Origin of the sequence: Okeania hirsuta, assembly GCF_003838195.1 — a bacterium.
In the GTDB taxonomy this organism is placed as follows: Bacteria; Cyanobacteriota; Cyanobacteriia; order Cyanobacteriales; family Microcoleaceae; genus Okeania; species Okeania hirsuta.
This window is the reverse complement of the sequence record NZ_RCBY01000345.1, coordinates 1-5,808: the sequence shown is the minus strand read 5'-3', so window position 1 is coordinate 5,808 and position 5,808 is coordinate 1. Positions and strand designations below refer to the sequence as shown.

The 5,808-nt window shown below is 41.4% G+C and carries 3 protein-coding genes; all 3 read left to right on the top strand.

The features are described from left to right. Nucleotides 1-2,691: SdrD B-like domain-containing protein (locus D5R40_RS29765; protein ID WP_124155642.1), on the top strand; the 2,691-nt coding region annotated here is incomplete at its 5' end. 1,030 nt (nucleotides 2,692-3,721) lie between these two features. Next, the gene (locus tag D5R40_RS29760; RefSeq protein ID WP_124145301.1) at nucleotides 3,722-4,345 is read left to right on the top strand and encodes a TetR/AcrR family transcriptional regulator; all 624 of its coding nucleotides are present in this window, start codon (nucleotides 3,722-3,724) and stop codon (nucleotides 4,343-4,345) included. A gap of 398 nt (nucleotides 4,346-4,743) precedes the next feature. Then, nucleotides 4,744-5,508 (top strand): HAD family hydrolase, encoded by a 765-nt coding sequence (locus tag D5R40_RS29755; protein ID WP_124145302.1) that lies wholly within the window; start codon nucleotides 4,744-4,746, stop codon nucleotides 5,506-5,508. The last annotated feature ends 300 nt before the right edge of the window (nucleotides 5,509-5,808 follow it).

Genomic DNA, 5,808 nt, shown 5'->3' with positions numbered 1-5,808 from the left:
CCTGATTATCAAGATGTCAGCGACCAAGATACAACCCCTGATGGGGATGCAGCAGATAACAACACCACTGTAGACAATATTGTAGGTGTAACTGTTGACCCTGGTGAAAATGATACTGGCAACGACTTTGTGGATGAGATTCCCAATGGCAGCATCTCAGGTACAGTAACCGAAGATACCAATAATGATGGTACAGGAGATAATCCTCTAGCAGACGTGACTGTCACCTTGGTAGATGACCAGGGCAATCCTGTAGCCACAACAACGACAGGTACAGATGGTAGCTACACCTTCACAGATGTAGAACCTGGTGATTACCAGGTGGTACAAACGAACCCTGCGGAATTCCCTGGGGATGTGAGCGACCAAGACAGCACCCCTGACGGTGATACTGCGGACAGCGATACCACAGTAGACAACAGTATTGGAGTCACCCTAGAACCAGGAGAAAATGACGACGGCAATGACTTTGTTGATCAGCAGCAAGCAGACCTATCTGTGGTCAAGGAAGTAGATAATACTACTCCCAATGTGGGTGAAAACATTACCTTCAGAATTGACTTGACTAACGATGGTCCCAATGATGCCACCAATGTGGATGTCAAAGACCTCTTACCTGCTGGTTTGACCTATGTTTCTGCTACTACAACTGAAGGTACTTATGACGAGGAAACCGGTACTTGGGATGTAGGTACAGTCGAAAATGGTGATACGGAAACTTTAGAGATCACAGCAACAGTTACTTCTGCTGCAGCGATAGAGAATATTGCTCAAGTCACTGCTTCTGACCAGTTTGACCCAGATTCGACTCCGAATAATAACGAACCAGAAGAAGACGACCAGGATAACGCGACGGTTTCTCCAGAGCAAGCAGACCTATCTGTGGTCAAGGAAGTAGATAATACTACTCCCAATGTGGGTGAAAACATTACCTTCAGAATTGACTTGACTAACGATGGTCCCAATGATGCCACCAATGTGGATGTCAAAGACCTCTTACCTGCTGGTTTGACCTATGTTTCTGCTACTACAACTGAAGGTACTTATGACGAGGAAACCGGTACTTGGGATGTAGGTACAGTCGAAAATGGTGATACGGAAACTTTAGAGATCACAGCAACAGTTACTTCTGCTGCAGCGATAGAGAATATTGCTCAAGTCACTGCTTCTGACCAGTTTGACCCAGATTCGACTCCGAATAATAACGAACCAGAAGAAGACGACCAGGATAACGCGACGGTTTCTCCAGAGCAAGCAGACCTATCTGTGGTCAAGGAAGTAGATAATACTACTCCCAATGTGGGTGAAAACATTACCTTCAGAATTGACTTGACTAACGATGGTCCCAATGATGCCACCAATGTGGATGTCAAAGACCTCTTACCTGCTGGTTTGACCTATGTTTCTGATACTACTAGTGAAGGTAGTTATGACAATGTCACTGGTATTTGGGATGTAGGTACAGTCGAAAATGGTGATACGGAAACTTTAACTATTACAGCGACAGTTACTTCTGCGGAGGCCATTGAGAATATTGCTCAAGTCACTGCTTCTGACCAGTTTGACCCAGATTCGACTCCGAATAATAACGAACCAGAAGAAGACGACCAGGATAACGCGACGGTTTCTCCAGAGCAAGCAGACCTATCTGTGGTCAAGGAAGTAGATAATACTACTCCCAATGTGGGTGAAAACATTACCTTCAGAATTGACTTGACTAACGATGGTCCCAATGATGCCACCAATGTGGATGTCAAAGACCTCTTACCTGCTGGTTTGACCTATGTTTCTGATACTACTAGTGAAGGTAGTTATGACAATGTCACTGGTATTTGGGATGTAGGTACAGTCGAAAATGGTGATACGGAAACTTTAACTATTACAGCGACAGTTACTTCTGCGGAGGCCATTGAGAATATTGCTCAAGTCACTGCTTCTGACCAGTTTGACCCAGATTCGACTCCGAATAATAACGAACCAGAAGAAGATGACCAGGATAACGCGACGGTCACACCGCTCCCAGTAATTCCAAGTCCTGGTGTCCGCACACCCGGATTCTGGCAGAACAAGAAGTGGCAGAAATTCTGGGACGGCATCGAAGGCAACGAACCTTCACAAGTAGGTCAACCAGACTTCCCCGATGGCGACCTCTTCTATCCACCTTACACCAACTCTGAGGAACCTGGAAAAGTCCTCGACCCCGTGACAGGAGAGTATCAAACAGGCATTCTGATCGGTGACTACAACCGCAATGGCAAGACCGATGAGAATGAAAGCACGATCTTCTACACTACTGATGAAGCATTGGATATTATCAAAGCCTCAAACAAGGTGCAACAAGACAAGCGGTACACCCTTGGACGTTCGCTCAATGCGTCCTGGTTGAACTACCTTGCAGGCAACCCAGCACCAACGGACGATATCACCGATGGTATTCAATGGCTTCAGACCCTAACACCAGATGAAGATGGTGATGGCAAGGGTGACGGTGCTCTCGAAGACCTGGTGACTGGTATCGATAGTCCGCCAATTGCAGCAAGCTCCGGTTTCTGGAACGGCGGTATTGATAGCCCTATTTCCAGTTTGCCCAGTCCCTATGATCAAAATGTTGGTATGGAAGGTGCATTGCCGCTTCCTGCTGGTAATGAGATCCACGGGATACTAGACGACTACAACAACAACGGTTTGTAATTGTGCATCCACTAATTATGCTTGAAATTGGGCATGATTAGCTATTTATAGTCCGAACTTCAAATCAATTACAATATACAAGGTGTGGTGGAGGATATCTGCCATACCTCTTTTTTAGATCATCACAATGAGCAAACTTTATTTATCCTTAAGGCAGAAAAACCAAAAACAGTTTTTGTAATACCAATTTCATAAAATATTGCAAAGCGTGAGGACACAGGGAACAGGGAACACCGGAGCTGGGAACAGGGAACAGAGAAACATAAATATTAAAGAGGAAAAAAGGTGGAAATTTTAGAATTTATGGAATTTATAATTTTTTCTTTTAAGAAGAAATCACAAATTAAGATGTAATATCATGTCCGGTTGAACAGTGTAAATAAATAACTACGGAGGAGTCAGGAGTCAGGAGTCAGGAGTCAGGAGGGAAGAAAGAAGAAGAACTGGAGTTGAAGGAGAGAGTTTTCTTATCACTAATTATCCGGACATGATATAACTGCCTTTGCGTGAATTTGGTATAACTATATTCAAAGCATCAATGTCACCACTACAAGGAGAAAGAACTTTTGCCCTCATATCATGTTCGCTGGGGTGCGTTTGTGTAAAACCAAGGGTGAATATCTACAGGAAATTTACGTTTTTTCAAGTTTTTAAGCCTTCTTCCCTCTTCCTTCTTCCCTCTTCCTCCTTCCTTACCTTCACGCTTACAATACCGATGCTAAACGAATCTGTCGGATTGGCGACGTACAGGAGGAAAAACAGTTATCAAGATTTGGTAATGGTGAAGATGCAGAATGTTTTTATACCTAATTAAACAGATTTGATATGAGATGGTCAATCAGCAGGCCAACACAGACATCTGGGGAGATGGTGACATCTCTAATGGTGCAACACCAAGAGTTTTAAAGGAGACTTTTAAGGTTTTGGGGGCAGTAGAAGTAGAATAGATATTTACAGGAGCAGCTAATACAGTCAAAATGGACTTCTCGGTGTTAGACTAAAATGTCGAGCAAATCATAGACACGACTGAATGAGCAAGAATTCAACTATTGATACAAAAGAGCAAATTCTTAATGCTGCTGAGAAACTTTTTGCTTCTCTAGGCTTTGCTGGAACTTCTCTAAGGGCCATAATTCGAGAGGCAGATGTGAATTTGGCTGCAGTCCATTATCATTTTGGTTCAAAAGAAGAATTATTTATCGCAACAGTTCAACGAGTAGCACAACCCATTGTTGAAGAACAACTACGACAACTGGCAATTCTGGAAGACTCTGAAGACCTCCCTTCAGTGGCAGAAATTTTAGCAGCTGTAATTACCCCACCACTACAAATAATTCAGGATAGCTCAGAGCAATGTCTAATTCATGCCAAATTTATGGGCCGTTGTCGCACGGAACCCTATCCAATTCAGAGACTAGCGGAAGCAGAATTTAGTAGAACTCACCAAAGATTTCTAGATATAATGCAGAAAGTGCTTCCGAATCAATCTCCAACGGAATTAGAATGGAAACTCGATCTTGTGATAGCGATGTTGATCCGAGTTCTCAATCAAATTGAGCCATTAGAACCCTTGAGTGAAAAAAGTTCTAGTGAGGAAATTGACGATCTTGTAGAACGTCTAGTAACTTTTATCACTTTTGGAATTAGTGCTTAGGTTAATGCCGCTACGCGGAAGTCAAAAGTCAAAAGTCAAAAGTCAAAAGTATCGATTGGTAAGGCTTTTAGGATTTTGTAACTGGTTAGTTATTTCTGCCATTCTGCACTAGAGAGTAGGGAGCAGGGAGAAAGAATTGATGAATAAGAGTGAGATAATTAATTTTATTTTCTATTATCGGAGATGTCTAATGAAGTGGATCTTCTGTTGAGGTTATAAAATCAACTTAAAAGTTTGAAGAAGGAGACAGGAGACAGGAGACAGGAGACAGGAGACAGGAGGAAAATTACATGGGGATTCTAACCCCAAGTAATTTTGAACACCCCCGTTGACGGTGGGGTATTAAACCCACAAAGAAAATGATAATCATTATTTATTATTACCACACTTTTAATTAAATGACTGAACTGTTTACCTTAATATTTGATGTTGACGGGACTTTGGCAAATACAGAGCGAGATGGCCATAGAATAGCTTTTAATCAGGCTTTTGCTACAGCAGGGTTAGATTGGGAATGGTCAGTTTCGTTATACGGAGAATTGTTGGAAGTAGCGGGTGGCAAAGAACGTATCAACTTTTATATTAGTCGGTATCAACCAGAGTTTAAATCATCTATTCCACTCCAGGAATTAATTTATAATCTGCACGCCATGAAAACTCAATATTATCAAAGGTTATTAGCAACAGGAACTATTCCATTGCGCTTGGGTGTAAAAAGATTATTAGCAGAGGCACGAAATCAGAAAATACGGTTAGCGATCGCTACTACTAGCACCTTAGAAAATGTAACTGCATTATTAGAAAATACCTTGGGCAAGGAAAGTTTATCATGGTTTGAAATAATTGCAGCAGGAGACATAGTTTCACAAAAAAAACCGGCGCCAGATATTTATTATTATGTGTTAGAAAAAATGAATATTCAACCAGATAATTGTCTAGTATTTGAAGATTCAGATAATGGTTTAAAAGCTGCTTTGACAGTAGGATTAAAAACAATTGTTACAGTTAATGATTATACGCAAAATCAAGATTTTACTGGTGCAACTTTAGTTTTAAATCATTTAGGAGAACCAGATAAATCTTTTACTGTCATTGCTGGAGATGCTAAAGGTAAAACTTATATCGATATGAATTTAATAGACGATATTATCAACTTCAGGTAAGGAAGAAGGAAGAAGGAAAAGGGAAGAAGGAAGAAGGGTTAAAAGCTAGAAAAAACTTAAATTTCCTTGTAGATATTCACGCTAACTTTTATAGGACTTACGCAGTATAGCAATGTGCGCTGGCATATTTACAAATTACAAGAGGTGTCCAATAGCTAAAATCTTATATTATAGGTTTTTTATCATTTTCTTTGTGGGTTTAATACCCCACCGTCTACACGGTGTTCAAAATTACTTGGGGGAGCGAATCCCCATGTAATTTTCCTCCTGTCTCCTGTCTCCTGTCTCCTGTCTCCTTCT